We start from the raw sequence: 14,019 nt of genomic DNA, 5'->3' as shown, positions 1-14,019 counted from the left end.
TCCAACTGTCACCTTTGGCACTTCTGTTTCGATTGCTAAATCATCCGATGACTTGTCGGCTTCGGTCGCTGTGCGCCGCACGGTCATCACTTTGCCTTCACGTGCTCTGATGATGGACGGAATGGAATGTCGCCTTTGCAGCAGCGGGCGCACAGACGTGCCGATCCCGCGCTACGATGAGCGGGCAGATCGCCCGCCGATCCATCACGACTCCAAACCCGCCACCATGAACACGCCTACTGCCTCTTTGTCCGTCATCGGCGCCTGTCCGCATGATTGCCCCGACACCTGCTCACTCGTCACTACGGTGGTGGATGGCGTGGCCACCAAGGTCAACGGCAATCCGCAGCACCCGCAGACCGGTGGCGTGCTGTGCGCCAAGGTGAGCAAGTACACCGAGCGCACGTACCACGAGGGCCGTGTGCTCCGGCCGCTCAAGCGCGTGGGGCCCAAAGGAGCAGGCCAGTTCGAGCCAGTGAGCTGGGACGAAGCACTTTCAGACATTGCGGCCCGATTGCGCGCGATTGCTGCGCGAGACCCGCAGGCCATTCTGCCGTACAGCTATGCAGGCACCATGGGTTTTGTGCAGGCCGAAAGCATGGACCGGCGCTTTTTCCACCAACTGGGCGCCAGCCTGCTGGATCGCACCATCTGTGCGAGCGCGGGCAGCGAAGCGCTGCTGCATACCTATGGCGGCAAGCTGGGCATGCGCGTGCAGTTTTTCGCGGAGAGCCAGCTGATCCTCATCTGGGGCAGCAACAGCATCACCAGCAATCTGCATTTCTGGCGCTATGCGCAGGAGGCCAAGCGCAATGGCGCCAAGCTGATCTGCATTGATCCGCGCCAATCGGAAACTGCCGAAAAATGCCACGAGCACATCCAGATACTGCCCGGAACCGATGCGGCGCTGGCGCTCGCGCTGATGCATGAGCTGATCGTGCACGATTGGCTGGACCACGACTACATTGCCCAGCACACCCTGGGCTGGGACGCGCTCAAGGCCCGGGCGCTGGAATGGCCGCCCGAGCGTGCCGCATCGGTGTGCGGCATCACGGTGGAAGAGATCTGCAACCTGGCGCGTGATTACGGCACCACCAAGCCAGCCGCGATACGCCTGAACTACGGCATGCAGCGCGCGCACGGTGGCGGCAATGCCGTGCGTGCCGTGGCCTGCCTGCCAGCGCTGGTGGGGGCATGGCGCCACCGGGCTGGCGGTCTGCTGCTGTCCACATCGTCCACCTCGCCCGCGCGCCGCGCTGATCTGCAGATGCCGCAACTGTTGGGCGCGCGCCGCCCGCGCACCATCAACATGAGCACGATTGGCGATGCGCTTTTGCACCCGGGCGGAGCCGGTTTTGGCCCTCAGGTCGAGGCACTCATCTGCTACAACAGCAACCCGGTGGCCGTGGCGCCTGAGTCGGCCAAGGTGGCGGCGGGCTTTGCACGCGAGGATTTGTTCACCGTGGTGCTGGAGCATTTCATGACCGACACCGCAGACCATGCCGACTATGTGCTGCCAGCCACCACGCAGCTGGAGCACTGGGATATTCACACCACCTATGGCCACACCGATGTGCTGCTGAACCGCCCGGCCATCGCCCCGCAGGGACAGGCGCGTAGCAATGCGCAGATCTTCCGCGATCTGGCAGCGCACATGGCGCGGCACGACGCGGCGTTTGCCGCCGAGCACTTCCGCACCAGCGATGAAGACCTGTGCCGCGCGGCCACGGATGCCAATTGTGTGGATTTCGACACCTTGCTGGCGCAGGGCTTTGCTGTGCAGAACCTGCCCGATGCGCCTTTTGCCAAGGGCGGCTATGCCACCGCGTCGGGCAAGTGCGAATTTTTCAGCAGCGCTCTGGAAAAGCAGGGCGTGAGCCCCTTGCCAGACTATGTGCCCAATTACGAGACGCCGACCGCCGCGCACCCGTTGGCCATGATCTCGCCACCAGCGCGCAACTTCATGAATTCGACCTTTGTGAACGTGCAGAAGCTGCGCCAGGCCGAAGGCCGCCCCACGCTGGAGATGCATGCCGATGACGCGGCCGCGCGCCAGATCGCTGATGGCGATGCGGTGCGCGTGTTCAATGCGCGCGGCACCCATGTCTGTCACGCCAGCATCAACGGCCGTGCCCGGTCGGGGGTGGTGGTGGGCCTGGGCGTGTGGTGGCGCAAGGACGGTGCCAACGGCACCAATGTCAATGAGCTGACCCACCAGCAGCTCACCGATATGGGGCGTGCGCCGTCCTTCTATGACTGCGCGGTGCAGGTGGAGAGGCTGTCCGCAGCATGAAGTCTCGTGCTTTGCCAATTTGCTTCAAGAGCATCGCTTATCGCGCTCTTTGTGATTGATTTTTAATGCTAAAAGGTGTTGAAGTTCAATATGGCCAACTGCCATGCGCTCTCTTTTTTTGATGAAGATTGCCCAGCGCGACAGACGCCTCTTTCGGGTGCGCCGCGATCCGAAACCCGGTGAGGCGCGTTGAGGGCCATTTTTCCAACCACCACCAACAGGGGGCAGACATGATGGGTATCCGCGATGCGTTTTCCACCAGCTACGCGAAGGCGCGCGTTAAATTTTTGGAGGCCGCTGTGCTGGCGGGGTTGCAGGTCGAATCGCACAACCATCCCGAAGATGGCGCCGAAGACGAGACGCTGGCGATGGATGTGGCGCGCGCTGGAGTCCTGGATGCGGAGAGGCTGCTCATCGTCAGCAGCGCCTGCCATGGCATCGAAGGCTATTGCGGCAGTGGCGTGCAGGTGTATGCACTGCATGACGAGGAATGGCTGCAGAAGGCACGTGACGCGGGCGTGGCGGTGCTCTATGTGCATGCGCTCAACCCGCATGGCTTCTCGTATGGCCGCCGGGTCACGCATGAGAACGTCGACCTGAACCGCAACTTTATCGACTTCAACCAGCCCCTGCCCACCAATCCCGCCTATGACGAGGTGCAGGACCTGATCCTGCCCGCGCAATGGCCACCCACGCCCGCCGTGCAGCAGGCGATTGACCGCTATATCGCCGAGCGTGGCCAGCGTGCGTGGCAGGGCGCTGTCGGCCAGGGCCAGTACCAGCATCCGACGGGCGTCTTCTTCGGCGGCCATGCGCCTACCTGGAGCAACCGTACCATCCGTCAGGTGCTGCGCAAGCATGGTGGCCAGGTGCGTCAGCTGGCCTGGATCGATATCCACACCGGCCTGGGGCCCAACGGCTATGGCGAGCGCATCTTCACCGGACCGAATGACGCGCAGATGCTGGCGCGGGCGCGCCGCTGGTGGGATGGCGGTGGTGCCACGCCCGTCACTTCGCTGGACGATGGCAGTTCGTCATCGCCGCCTCTTACGGGCCTGCTGTGGAACAGTGCGGTGCAGGAATGCCCGCAGGCCGAGTTCACCGGCATTGCGTTGGAATACGGTACCGTGCCGGTGCTTGAGACCACGGGCGCCATCCGCGCCGACCACTGGGTGCACAACCACCCTGATGCACCGAGCGCGCAGCGCGTTGCCATTCACCAGCAGATGCGCGCGGCGTTCTATGACGAGCGCGAGGCCTGGATGGCCCAGATCGTGAGCCAGGCGCGGCAGGCAATGTTCCAGGCGGTGGATGGCCTGTCTGCCTGATTATCTGGCTATCTGGTGGCCTGGTCGTGGCTTTCCTCCAGCACTGCCAGGGTCTGCATGCCCCAGTGGTGCAGGCATTCGCGCACGATGATGAGCAAGGCAATCTGCGCATGGCTGAGTGCCAGGCCCCGCTGCGGGCCGCCCATGACCGTATCGGCGTAACGGTTAAACCAGGCCTCTACCGCATCGATGGAGTACAAAAGCAACGCCGCTGTTGCCTCGGAGACATCGGCAGGCGTGGCCAATTGCTGGACCAGTGACGCCATCTCGGGCGCGGTGCACAGCAGGCTTGTCTGGGGCAAGGGTGCAGGCCAGGCGCGTACCAGGGGCATCACCATGTCTTCCACGGTGGCGATCGCCGCTTCCACATCGGCATCATCGGGCGGGTTGTGGCGCAGGCAACGCCTTGCCAGGCTGGCGCTGCCAATGGGCAATGCGTGGGCAAGAGCGTCATCCCTGTGTTGGCGCCTGACCGTGCTGTGATCGGCACCGATGTCCAGCCAGACCCAGTCGCGCGTGGGCCATTGCGCCATGCAAAGCGCCAGCAGATCGTCGCAAGGGTGTGTGAATGAGGTCATGGCTGCAATGTAGCGTGGCAATGTCAGACAAATGCCATTGACGGGACATGTTTGCTCACCAAAATGAGGTGCCATGAACATGCTGCAGTCCCAATTGGAGGCGAAGCTGTCGGGCCTGCCCGTGGCAGTCGCCATTGCGCTTCCCTCGGGCGAGTGGATCGCCAATCCCCATGAAGCACAGCTGCGCCTGCATTGCCGCAGCGCCAAATCGCTCGCGGCGCTGGCGTCTGGCGATATTGGAATCGTAGGCTCTTATATCGTGGAAGGGGATGTCGAGATCGATGGCAGCATGCGCGATGCCATGGCTGCGGCCGTGGCGCTGATGCCGTCGGACCCGGTGGCGGCTCGCTCCACCTGGTGGAGCCGCCTGCTGGCGCGCTCACGCTCGGCGGCCCTGCACACCCTGACCAAGGATTCGGAGCAGATCCAGTTCCATTACGACGTCTCCGACGAGTTCTATGCGCTGTGGCTCGATCCGCGCCGTGTCTACTCGTGTGCGTATTACGCCCAGCCCGATTTCACTGTGGCGCAGGCCCAGGAGGCCAAGCTCGATCTGATCTGCCGCAAGCTGCGCCTGCAGGCCGGAGAGCGCTTTCTGGATGTGGGCGCGGGCTGGGGCGGCCTGCTGTTGTGGGCAGCAGAGCATTACGGCATTCAGGGCACGGGCATTACGCTGTCCAGAAACCAGCATGCCTACGTCAACCAGTTGATTGCACAGAAGGGCCTGCAAGACCGTGTGCAGATGCTGCTGATGGATTATCGCCAGCTCAAGACGACCGAGCCGTTTGACAAGGTTGCCTCGGTTGGCATGTTCGAGCACGTGGGCCGGGCCCACATGCACGAGTACTTTGCCACCCTCAAGAGCCTGATCAAGCCTGGGGGTCTGCTGATGAACCATGGCATCACCGCCGGTGGCACTGACAACGAACAGCTGGGCGCGGGCATGGGCGAATTCATCGAGAAATACATTTTCCCCGGCGGCGAGCTGCTGCATGTGAGCGTGGTGCAGCAGGAGATGGCCAATGCAGGCTGGGAGATGGTGGACGCGGACAATCTGCGCCCGCACTATGCCAAGACGCTCTGGGCCTGGTCCGACGCGCTGGAGGCGCAGCTGGAGTCGGCGCTGCAGGTGCTGTCGCAAAAAAGCAGTCCCGAGCAGGCCGCCAAAACCCTGCGCGCCTACCGCCTCTATCTGGCCGGTTGTGCGACGGGGTTTGAGCGCGGCTGGACGGCCCTGCACCAGATGCTGGCCGTTGTGCCGGACGGATCCATGACCACTGGTAGCATCCGTGGTGCACAATCGCATTACCCATTCACCCGGGACTATATGTACTGTTAAGAACGTGTTGATGATCAGGAGTGTGGGAGCGGATTGGGGCGGTTTGCGCCTGGCAGCCCATCCTGACCTGCACCCACACACCTTTACGAAAGATCGTGGGCTCGTTCCAAGGAGAAGAATTTGGTCTATAAATTTGTATCGCGTGCCACAGCCGACATGATCATGCTGGAAGCGGATGCGCAAAAAATCCTGAAGATCATTGGCAAGGACGCATCGCCCGCGGGCATCATCACCGTGGCGCAGATTCCGGCTGCCATCGGGGCCTTGCAGGCCGCCGTTGCGGCCGAGGATGAGCGCAGCAGGCAGCCCGCCGAACCAGTGGACAAGAACGCCGAGGACGAAGACGGCGACGATGTGAAGGCCACCGTGGGCCTCAAGCAACGCGCCGTGCCGTTCATCGTGATGCTGCAGCGCAGCGAGGCCGAAGGCGCTGATGTGGTCTGGGGTCACTAAGACCCGCTAACACAACCCTTGATACGTCGTTGCTTCTTCGGGGGCGCCTCCTCTCAACCGTAAATCTGCGATTTTGGGGTTTTGTTTGCGACGCCAAGCCTTTCACCCGCTGCTGCAAAAAAAGCGACTGCATGGCAGTCGCTTTTTTCATGGCCGCAGGCCTCAATCGGGCTTGACCTGCGCGTGCTTGAGCACCTTTTGCCAGCGCACCTGCTCCTTGGCGATGAACTGGGCAAACTGTTGCGGCGTGTCGCCAATGGGCTCGGCCGCATCGCCCTGCAGCCGTTTGACTGAATCGGGCGCTTTGACGGCCTTGGCGCATTCGGCAGCCAGGGTGTCCACATGGGCCTTGGCCATGGATGCGGGGGCCAGCATGCCGTACCACTGCGTCATCTCGAAGCCGGGGAAGCCCTGCTCTGCCACGGTGGGCACATCGGGCAACTGGGGCAGGCGCTGGGTCGAGCCGGTGGCAATGCAGCGCACTTTGCCCGATTTGATGAACGGCAGCAGCGCCGCTGCTCCCACTGATGCCGCGTCAAGCCTGCCCGAGAGCAGGTCGGTCATCATGGGGCCTGTTCCCTTGTAGGGTACATGCAGCATGAAGATGCTGGCGGTCATCTTCAGGTACTCGAACGCCAGATGGCCGGCGCTGCCATTGCCGGCCGAGCCGTAGCTCAGCTTGCCTGGCTTGCTCTTGGCGAGCTTGACCAGGTCCTGCAGGTTCTTGACGGGCAGGTCCGGGTGCACGACATACAGGCTGGGCACCTTGGCCAGCAGGCTCACGGGCCGGAAGTCCTTGTTCGGGTCATACGGCAGCTTGTCGAAGATATAGGGGTTGACGGCCAGGGTGCCGATATGGCCCAGAACGACGGTGTGCTGGTCGTCGGAGCGCGCCACTTCCTGCATGGCGATATTGCCTGCAGCCCCGGGCTTGTTTTCCACGAACACGTTCTGGCCCATGGTTTTGGAGAGTTCTGCAGCCGTGGAGCGCGCCACGATCTCGGAGCTGCCGCCCGGCGCGAATGGCACCACAAAGCGGATCGGCCGGTTGGGCCAGTCGGCCGCATGGGCAAAAGGTGGCAGGCCGGGCAGGGCCAGCGCGCCGCTGGCGGCCAGCCACTGGCGGCGGGTGAGTGAGTGCAAGGTCATGGGCATCTCCTGGAGGTCGTTATCGGTTGATGGAGGTGGTGGGTTGAAAATGGAAGTCGCTCAGCTTGTCTCTTCTGGAGCGGCGCATGGGCGCCATGCCGGGCAGCAACAAAAAAAGACTGCCGCAGCAGTCTTTATCTTGGGAATGGTAATGGCTGGCGGCGCCTGCATCACAAGCGCGACCAGCCATCAATACCAAAGCATTGGCCAAGTTATTCGGCAAAGGTGCCCGCGGCCTTGATGACAGGCGTCCACTTGGCGATTTCGGCTTGCACGAACGCCTTGTGGCCTTCAGGCGTGACACGGTTGTCATTGGCGACCACAGCGCTCAGGCCTTCGGATTTCTTGATGAACTCGGGGTCCTTCAGTGCCACTTTCAGCGCGTCATTGACCTTCTTGAGGATATCGGCAGGCGTGCCCTTGGGGGCGTACAGGCCGTGCCAGATGGTCACTTCAAAGCCCTTGAGGCCTTCTTCCTGCAGTGTGGGCAGGTCTTTGAGCGATGGGGTGGTGAGGCGCTTGCTGGTGGTCACGGCATAGGCCTTGACCTTCTTGCCTTCGATCTGGCCGGTGGTGTTGGTGGTCTGGTCGCACAGCACATCCACCTGGTTGCCCATCAGATCAGCGATTGCAGGGGCAGCGCCCTTGTAGGGCACGGGGGTCATCGGCACCTTGAGCGTGCTTTGCAGCAGCAGGCCGCACAGGTGCGAGGCCGAGCCGATGCCCGCATTGGCGAGGTTGACCTTGTCCTTTTCCTTGTTGATGAAGGCCGCCAGCTCCTTGTAGTTGTTGGGGGCCAGCGTAGGCTTGCCGATCAGGGTCATTGGCACGTCGTTGATGATGCCCAGGTATTCAAAATCCTTCATCACATCGAACGACAGCTTGCGGTACAGGATGGGGGCCGTGGCCACGCCAATGTGGTTGAGCAGCAGGGTGTAGCCGTCAGGCTTGGCGCGTGCTGCCTTGGCCATGCCAATGGTCGAGCCCGCACCATCGGCATTGTCGATCACGATGGTGACGTTGTTGCCCAGGGGCTTGCGCAGGGATTCCGCCAGATCGCGTGCCACGCGGTCGGTCGGGCCGCCCGCCGTGAACGGAACAACGATGGTGACGGGTTTATTGGGGTAGGAGGCATCGGCATGCGCGCCTGCTGCTGCAAAGGCGGCCAGCGCCACCACACTCCATTGCGCCATGGTTTTCATAGTCTCTTGTCTTTCTCTATATCAAAGGTGAAGCCTTTCATGTCCCCTGTTATTGGTAGTGGCGGCCCCTGCAGCTGATGCGGGAGCTGGCCTTTGTTCTGGGTCAGCTTGGCGATAAAAGAGTGCCATCCTAACGACACCGGAGGACGGTTTTTCCTAAGGTAAACCCTTGTTTTTCCGAAGTTTTCGCACGGGTGATTGACGGAGGATGCAGCGTAAGTTCAAGCCAAATTGGTTGTTGGCGCAATGGCTGCGTGTGCAATTTGCTATGAAATTTGATAGTCATAGCGTCTGAATTCTCATGCGATATGCATGATGGACGGTGCGGCGCAATGACGAAATTTTGCTTTCCGCAGGCCCAGGCTGCGGCCCACATCGCGGACTGTCTTGCGCTGCTCAGTACTTTTCAGCGCTTTTCGATGGGCGGCTTGCCCGGGCGGGCGGCTGCAATGCCGCGTGCCATGCGCGCGTTGCGCACGGCGGGAGCCGAGCGCCCCAGTTGCAGGGCCAGTTGCGCATCAGGGGCAGTGCCCAGCTGCACGATCTCGGCGTCGGTCCAGGGCTGCTGCGTTTCCTTACCCCGGCTGGCATCCAGCGGGGCAATGCCCAGCGCCCCACGTTTGGCCACCACGCTGGCCTTGCTGATGCTCCAGCGGGCGGCCAGCTCGGCATCGGTGCTGCGGCCCAACTCGTCCAGCATGGCCTGGGTCCACGCCACATGGCCAAAGGCGGCAATGCTCAGGCTGTTGCGCTTGAGGTTGACGGTCTTGGCTGTGGTGCCCCAGCGCTCGGCCAGCACTGCGTCCTTGTCCGTGCCCAGCTGGGCGATCATCTCGGCTGTCCACTCTATGCTTGCGCGGCCCATGGTTTTCTCAATAAAAATCGCAGTAACGGTGTACAGGAAAATTGCTGGCAGCTCTCATTCTTGTAGTAGCTGCTCGATGGCCGCCGCCATGGCCAGCAACTGGCGGTCCTGCATGCGCTGGCCCACTAGCATGATGCCCACGGGCAATTCCTTCGCTGCACGCGGTGCGGGCAACGAGAGGGCGGGCAGGTCGTAAAAATTGAAGATCGAGGTGTTGCGCAGGATCAGTCCGTTGGCGGCAAAGAATGCGTCGTCGTCTTCCAACAGATCGGCGATGCGGGGCGCGGTGATGGCAATGGTGGGCAGCAGGAGCAGATCTACATTCTGCATGGCGGCATCCATCTCCACCTGCAGCCGCTGGCGCTGCTGCAGCAGATTGACGTAATACGGCGCCGTCAGGCTGCGGCCCTTGTCCATGCGTGAGAGCACGCGCGGGTCAAAGGCATCGCGCTGGTGGGCGAGGGCCTCGCGGTGGATGGCGGCTGCCTCGGCAGCGATGATGGTGCCTTCGCTTTGCAACTGCCCGGGGGCCGCCATCAGGGCTTGCCAGGGCAGTTTGGTGAAAACAGCCCCTTGCGCCTGCAACGATTCAATGGCTTGTTCTGTTTTTTGCAGAACTTCGGCGCTGCACTGTTCCCACGGCAAGCCTTGAGGCAGTCCAATGCGCAGGCCGCGCACGCTGCGCGCGGGTAAAGGGGTGGGCGCTTCGCCCGCCATCACGGCATCGGCAGTGGCGCAGTCGGCTACGCTGCGCGCCAGCGGTCCCAGGCTGTCGAGTGTGAATGACAGCGGAAAAGCGCCCTCGCGCGACACCCGCGCCTGCGTAGGCTTGAAGCCCACCGTGCCGTTGAAGGCAGCCGGAATGCGCACCGAGCCGCCCGTATCCGAGCCAATGGCAATATCGACCAGGCCGCGCCCCACGCTCACCCCGGCTCCTGATGACGACCCGCCCGGAATGCGCTCTGCCTCCTGCGCATTGCCCGGTGTGCCAAAGTGCGGGTTGATGCCCACGCCGGAAAACGCAAACTCGGTCATGTTGGTCTTGCCGATGATGACGGCGCCTGCCGCGCGCAGCCGCTGCACCACGGGGGCATCGTGTGCGGCAGGGGTACTGCTGCGCCGCATGGCGGCGCCTGCGGTGGTGACTTCGCCCGCTACATCCAGCAGGTCTTTCAGCGAGACGAGCTTGCCGTCAATCGGCCCCAGCGACAGGCCGCGCGCTGCCCGCGCATCGGCTGCCTGCGCCGCCTCCCGGGCTGCATCGGCATAAATTTGGGTGAAGATGCGGTGGCCTTCGTCGCCCAGCGCTTTGAGGGCGTGCAGGGTGTGATCAAGGCGTTGGGTGGATGTGGGCATGGCAAGGTAAGCAGGCATTGGTACCTGTGCCATCGTAACCAAAAAAGGCCTGGGCCTAAGAACGTGTTTACGATCTCCTCGCGCCGCGACAGTGGCTTTGCGGGTGCGTAGAGGTCGTAGACACGTTCTAAGGCGTGGCGGCGGTAAAGCGCAATTGCCCGTCGTAGGAGCCGGCCGTGCGGCTGGCGCTGTTGGCGTAGGAGAAAGTCCAGTTGGCACTACGGATGGTGACCAGGCTGTTCACCGCGCCCGAGCCGCCGCCGTTCACATTTACCGAGGTGCCGTTGCCGCTGTTGGGAATAGGCGGCGCAGGCAGGTTGGTGCTGTCGCTGCTGGTGACCACGATTTCGCTCATCGGAATGGTGTTGGAGCCACTGGTGAGCGGCGTCGTAACAGTGGCGTACAGGCTCACCTGTCCGCCGTTGCTGCGCACTTCGACGGGCAATACGTTACCGCTTGCGGCCACCACAAAGCCAGGGGCTGCGCCGTTCCAGTTGACCGATGTATTGTTGCCGGCTGCGGGGGTGGTCGGTACGGCCGGGATGGATGGCGTCAGGGTGAACGCCACCTGCGATATGGTGCCGCCCGGCGTCGGCCAGGCGCCGTCACCAATGCGAAAGAAGAGGAATTTGTCGATCTGGATTGCGAAGTTGAGTGCCACGCGCGGGGTGGTACGCGGCAGGCTGCCGGTGCCCGATGTGGCACTGGCTGCATGCGCGCCGTTGTGGATGGCCAGTGCCGCCACCGCCAGCACTGCCGACAGCGCCACCCTCAGGGCAGCGTGGTAGAGGCGGGCGGGGCTGTTGTTCACTTGAACTCCGTATTCACTTTGAAGCTGCCCTTGTCCCAGTCCAGCAGGCCGCTTGCCTGCACGGGATAGCTGGGCTGGGGCACGTTCTGGCCGTCATCGCCCTTGGGCATCAGCACCAGGTTGCGCGTTTGGCCGGGCATGATCGGGGTGCCTTCCACGGCCAGGCTGAAGGTGCGGCCTTTGGCGTCCTTGGCGTCCAGTGTGCCTTCGAGGCGGCCATGGGCATCGCCGGTATTGGTCACGCTCACGGTGGGGGTGCGCTTGCCCGCTACGTCGCGCATGGTGAACTGGTGCATTTCCAGCTTGGGCTCGGCCCCACCCAACATCACGTAGACCGCCACGGCAATGCGCCCGGTGACCGGCAGGCTCAGGCTTGCGCCACCGCTGCGGATGATGCTTTGCTGCGCTGGCTCCACGCCTTCGATGGTGATCATGAACCGGCATTCGCCGCGGGGAGCATCGGCCGGGGGCGTGATTTGAAAACGGAAGCTGTTCTTGGTCTGCGCGGGCACTGACAGCGTGCGCCGCTCCAGCACCACCCAGGGGCGGCAGCTGCCGGACAGCAGCTCGTCGTGGTAGGTGATCTGACCTTCGGGCGAGTAGGTCCAGTCCAGTGTGCGGATCGATACGGCAGTGGGCGCGTTTCCCAGGTTGTGGATATCGATCGACTGGCCCAGCCGCTCGCCGCCCTTCGCTGTCAGCTCAAAACGCGATGGAGCCACAGCGATTTCGAAAGGCGCGGCATGTACGCAGGCTGCAAGCAAGGCCAGGCTCAGTGCGGCGGCATTGCGGACGAAGGGTGAAAAAAGTGGACTCATGGCTGTATCTCGATTTCGAAATAGGACTCGAAGCTGAGGCTGCCGCCCCGGCCCAGTTGCAGCTGGCGCGGGTCGATGCGCAGCTGCAGGTCAAAGGTGTCGGTGATCCAGGGGGCTCGAACCTCGCCATTCCACACCAGGACACGGTCGCCCGGGCGGCCCATGCCGCTTTGGAACAGGGCGCCGCGCCACTGTACCTGCAGACCGGAAGGCGAGCGCAACCCTGCCACGGCCAGCGGAATGACATAGTAGATGCGGGCGCGGCGCCCCACATACGGGGCGGTGGCGAGCCGGTATTCGACCCGGCCAAAGGGGAGCAGCAGGGTCTGGGCATCGATCATCTGCGCCTGACGGAAATCGGCCTGCACTTGCGCGCGCGGCGAGGCCGAGTCGTCCAGCCGCGCGATCTGTGCGTGTGCAGTGGCTACCCAGGCTATCGTGCAGGCAGCTAGCGCAAGCTTGGCTGGCAGGCGGTGCGAACTGTTGGGTTGCAAGCGCGGCATATGCATCCTCACTGCATCGATGCGGTGAAATACACCGTACCCTTGTAGGAGCCAGCGGGGTAGATGACGTCGTTGGCGTAGGTGAATGTCAGCCGCGTGGCATTCATGGTGTTGGATTGGTAGACCCAGCTCAGGCAAAAAATGATGATGGGAAACGAGCAATAGGTGGCATTGGCATTGAAGCTGGCGATCTGCTGGTTGGCCGCGCCGTTGAACTGGCCGTTCTGGATGTCGCCCGCGCTGCCGCCGCTGGAGTTGCTCACTGTCCAGCTGATCTTGTTGAACGGGATGATGGTGGTGCCACAGCTGGCGCTCTGGCAGGTAAGGCCGGCGGTGGAGTCCACCTGCAGGGTGACAGGGCGCGCGGCGCTGTCGGAGTTTGCCGGTCGCGTGGGAACCACGGAGATGTCGATCGCAGGTGTCCCTGTCACCGGCGCTGGCGTGAGGCCCACATTGTTGCCGGTGACGTTGAATTGAACAGTATCGATGGCCGAGGATGATCCCACCTGTAGCGAAATGGCGTAGGTGCTGCCAGTGTCGGTCACAGTGGTGATGACCGCATTGGCAGGGGCTGTGCTGCCGCATGCAAGCAGCGCCAGCCCCGCAGCCAGCGGAGCGCGGACCCGCTCCGGAGCTGCGGTCAAGAGGGCTGCGGCACGCATACGCATCAGACGCCGGTGGCCGTGTAGGTCACCTGGGCCGTGTAGGTGCCTGCTTTCCAGGTGGCAGCGGACGCACTTGCCAGGCTGTATGCCCAGGTACCCGTGGCTACCGAGTTCGAGGGGATGGTCGCGCTTGCAGCACCGCAGGCCAGGTTGGTTCCTGGATGAGGCAAAGAGCCCGTGACGGTCACGGTGAAGTCCGTGTTCGCTGGGCCGCCAGCAGCAGGCGTCCAGGTAGGCGCTGTGCAGGTGAGGGTGCCGGTACCTGCATTGGTCCATGCATAGACAGTCAGTGCTGCCGGTGTGTTCAGCGTCGAGGTTGGCGCTGCACCGCTCCAGTCCACATTGGTGTTGTTGCCAACCACAGGCGCCGTGGGGACGGCAGGAATGCTGAAGGTCGTGTTCCAGCTGAGGGTGTCGATCGTGGCGTTGGTCGAGCCCACACGCAGCAGGATCAGCTTGGGCACCGCCACCGACAGCTTGACATTGGCCTGCGCCGTGACATTGGTGCCGCTGGTGGAGTAGCCATATTGGCTGTCGGCCAGTGCATAACCTGCAGACGCAAGCATCAAAGCAGTGCCCAGCGCAATGGGATTGATAAGTTTGTTAATCATTTTCACAGTCCTTTTTATCAAAGGGATTGGCAAAAGCGCAGATGCGCT

14 protein-coding genes are annotated in these 14,019 nt (G+C 62.8%); 4 read left to right on the top strand and 10 right to left on the bottom strand.

The genetic code is table 11. From position 1 onward, the window contains the following. Positions 1 to 226: 226 nt before the first annotated feature. Together HNP33_RS00555 and HNP33_RS00550 are read left to right on the top strand one after the other, a co-directional pair. The gene (locus tag HNP33_RS00555) at positions 227 to 2,293 is read left to right on the top strand and encodes a molybdopterin-containing oxidoreductase family protein (RefSeq protein WP_184704178.1); all 2,067 of its coding nucleotides are present in this window, start codon (positions 227 to 229) and stop codon (positions 2,291 to 2,293) included. Positions 2,294 to 2,523: 230 nt separating this feature from the next. Beyond that, entirely contained in the window at positions 2,524 to 3,621 is a 1,098-nt protein-coding gene (locus tag HNP33_RS00550; protein WP_184704176.1) for a M14 family metallopeptidase, read from the top strand. Between the two features lie 8 nt (positions 3,622 to 3,629). Here HNP33_RS00550 and HNP33_RS00545 read toward each other — a convergent pair whose 3' ends face one another. Further along, on the bottom strand, positions 3,630 to 4,199 hold the full coding sequence (locus HNP33_RS00545; protein ID WP_184704174.1) for a hypothetical protein: 570 nt from the start codon (positions 4,197 to 4,199) through the stop codon (positions 3,630 to 3,632). A gap of 73 nt (positions 4,200 to 4,272) precedes the next feature. Between HNP33_RS00545 and HNP33_RS00540 the strand changes: the two genes are divergently transcribed. Together HNP33_RS00540 and HNP33_RS00535 are read left to right on the top strand one after the other, a co-directional pair. Beyond that, the gene (locus HNP33_RS00540) at positions 4,273 to 5,538 is read left to right on the top strand and encodes a class I SAM-dependent methyltransferase (RefSeq protein ID WP_184704172.1); all 1,266 of its coding nucleotides are present in this window, start codon (positions 4,273 to 4,275) and stop codon (positions 5,536 to 5,538) included. A 120-nt stretch (positions 5,539 to 5,658) separates the two neighbouring features. Further along, positions 5,659 to 5,991: a DUF1840 domain-containing protein gene (locus tag HNP33_RS00535; protein ID WP_184704170.1), complete on the top strand. Its 333-nt coding sequence runs from the start codon at positions 5,659 to 5,661 to the stop codon at positions 5,989 to 5,991. A gap of 162 nt (positions 5,992 to 6,153) precedes the next feature. Here HNP33_RS00535 and HNP33_RS00530 read toward each other — a convergent pair whose 3' ends face one another. The 9 genes from HNP33_RS00530 to HNP33_RS00490 all read right to left on the bottom strand — a co-directional run bounded on the left by HNP33_RS00530 (position 6,154) and on the right by HNP33_RS00490 (position 13,971). Further along, positions 6,154 to 7,140, bottom strand: coding sequence for a Bug family tripartite tricarboxylate transporter substrate binding protein (locus HNP33_RS00530; protein ID WP_233464177.1), 987 nt, complete (start codon positions 7,138 to 7,140; stop codon positions 6,154 to 6,156). 212 nt (positions 7,141 to 7,352) lie between these two features. After that, a complete protein-coding gene (locus HNP33_RS00525) occupies positions 7,353 to 8,342 on the bottom strand; it encodes a tripartite tricarboxylate transporter substrate-binding protein (protein WP_184704167.1) in 990 nt (329 codons plus the stop codon). Positions 8,343 to 8,748: 406 nt separating this feature from the next. Further along, the gene (locus HNP33_RS00520; protein ID WP_184704165.1) at positions 8,749 to 9,207 is read right to left on the bottom strand and encodes a hypothetical protein; all 459 of its coding nucleotides are present in this window, start codon (positions 9,205 to 9,207) and stop codon (positions 8,749 to 8,751) included. A 54-nt stretch (positions 9,208 to 9,261) separates the two neighbouring features. Beyond that, positions 9,262 to 10,563 (bottom strand): amidase, encoded by a 1,302-nt coding sequence (locus HNP33_RS00515; protein ID WP_184704163.1) that lies wholly within the window; start codon positions 10,561 to 10,563, stop codon positions 9,262 to 9,264. 127 nt (positions 10,564 to 10,690) lie between these two features. Then, entirely contained in the window at positions 10,691 to 11,374 is a 684-nt protein-coding gene (locus HNP33_RS00510) for a hypothetical protein (protein ID WP_325064889.1), read from the bottom strand. Further along, the gene (locus HNP33_RS00505; protein ID WP_184704161.1) at positions 11,371 to 12,192 is read right to left on the bottom strand and encodes a hypothetical protein; all 822 of its coding nucleotides are present in this window, start codon (positions 12,190 to 12,192) and stop codon (positions 11,371 to 11,373) included. Before HNP33_RS00505 ends, HNP33_RS00510 begins: the two co-directional genes overlap by 4 nt. After that, on the bottom strand, positions 12,189 to 12,695 hold the full coding sequence (locus tag HNP33_RS00500; RefSeq protein WP_233464175.1) for a hypothetical protein: 507 nt from the start codon (positions 12,693 to 12,695) through the stop codon (positions 12,189 to 12,191). Before HNP33_RS00500 ends, HNP33_RS00505 begins: the two co-directional genes overlap by 4 nt. Positions 12,696 to 12,703: 8 nt before the next feature. Further along, positions 12,704 to 13,357 carry a hypothetical protein gene (locus tag HNP33_RS00495; protein WP_233464173.1) on the bottom strand — a complete coding sequence of 218 codons (654 nt, stop codon included), beginning with the start codon at positions 13,355 to 13,357 and terminating at the stop codon, positions 12,704 to 12,706. A gap of 5 nt (positions 13,358 to 13,362) precedes the next feature. Further along, positions 13,363 to 13,971, bottom strand: a complete 609-nt coding sequence (locus tag HNP33_RS00490; protein WP_184704159.1) for a hypothetical protein — start codon at positions 13,969 to 13,971, stop codon at positions 13,363 to 13,365. Between the last annotated feature and the right edge of the window lie 48 nt (positions 13,972 to 14,019).

This window comes from Comamonas odontotermitis (assembly GCF_014207855.1).
Lineage (GTDB): Bacteria > Pseudomonadota > Gammaproteobacteria > Burkholderiales > Burkholderiaceae_C > Comamonas > Comamonas odontotermitis_A.
The sequence above is the reverse complement of the archived record's forward strand: the minus strand, read 5'-3'. Positions and strand labels throughout refer to the sequence as shown.

Excerpts from the sequence above, each read along its gene's own strand:
- HNP33_RS00515 (WP_184704163.1), bottom strand. The coding sequence starts at position 10,563 with ATGCCCACATCCACCCAACGCCTTGATCACACCCTGCACGCCCTCAAA.
- HNP33_RS00545 (WP_184704174.1), bottom strand. The coding sequence starts at position 4,199 with ATGACCTCATTCACACACCCTTGCGACGATCTGCTGGCGCTTTGCATG.
- HNP33_RS00530 (WP_233464177.1), bottom strand. The coding sequence starts at position 7,140 with ATGACCTTGCACTCACTCACCCGCCGCCAGTGGCTGGCCGCCAGCGGC.
- HNP33_RS00495 (WP_233464173.1), bottom strand. The coding sequence starts at position 13,357 with ATGCGTGCCGCAGCCCTCTTGACCGCAGCTCCGGAGCGGGTCCGCGCT.
- HNP33_RS00555 (WP_184704178.1), top strand. The coding sequence starts at position 227 with ATGAACACGCCTACTGCCTCTTTGTCCGTCATCGGCGCCTGTCCGCAT.
- HNP33_RS00505 (WP_184704161.1), bottom strand. The coding sequence starts at position 12,192 with ATGAGTCCACTTTTTTCACCCTTCGTCCGCAATGCCGCCGCACTGAGC.
- HNP33_RS00520 (WP_184704165.1), bottom strand. The coding sequence starts at position 9,207 with ATGGGCCGCGCAAGCATAGAGTGGACAGCCGAGATGATCGCCCAGCTG.
- HNP33_RS00550 (WP_184704176.1), top strand. The coding sequence starts at position 2,524 with ATGATGGGTATCCGCGATGCGTTTTCCACCAGCTACGCGAAGGCGCGC.
- HNP33_RS00540 (WP_184704172.1), top strand. The coding sequence starts at position 4,273 with ATGAACATGCTGCAGTCCCAATTGGAGGCGAAGCTGTCGGGCCTGCCC.
- HNP33_RS00500 (WP_233464175.1), bottom strand. The coding sequence starts at position 12,695 with ATGCCGCGCTTGCAACCCAACAGTTCGCACCGCCTGCCAGCCAAGCTT.
- HNP33_RS00525 (WP_184704167.1), bottom strand. The coding sequence starts at position 8,342 with ATGAAAACCATGGCGCAATGGAGTGTGGTGGCGCTGGCCGCCTTTGCA.
- HNP33_RS00490 (WP_184704159.1), bottom strand. The coding sequence starts at position 13,971 with ATGATTAACAAACTTATCAATCCCATTGCGCTGGGCACTGCTTTGATG.